Consider the following 344-nt stretch of genomic DNA (forward strand, 5'->3'; position numbering starts at 1 on the left):
GAAGTGCTGACACGGGCCGGGATCCTGGACATTGCAGATAGGAAAGTGGAGAAGTGCTCGGGAGGCCAGCAACAGCGCCTACGTTTTGCCATGGCCCTGGTCTCCGATCCGGGTTTGCTCATCCTGGATGAGCCGACCACTGGCATGGACGTCGCCGGACGCCGCGACTTCTGGGCGGCTATCAGGGCTGACGCCTCGCGGGGACGCACGGTCATCTTCGCCACCCACTACCTTGAGGAAGCCGATGCCTACGCGGACCGGATCGTGCTGGTCCGGCAAGGAAGCATCGTTGCCGACGGTACTGCCGCGCAGGTCAAGAACCTGGCATCCGGCAGGACCGTGCG

1 protein-coding gene is annotated in these 344 nt (G+C 64.2%); it reads left to right on the forward strand.

The window, feature by feature from the left end:
* Positions 1–344 (forward strand): ATP-binding cassette domain-containing protein (locus SB847_RS20695; protein WP_410578447.1); only part of this gene is annotated, 344 nt, incomplete at both ends.

The organism is Bacillus sp. SIMBA_026 (genome assembly GCF_046535335.1).
In the GTDB taxonomy this organism is placed as follows: domain Bacteria; phylum Bacillota; class Bacilli; order Bacillales; family Bacillaceae; genus Bacillus; species Bacillus velezensis.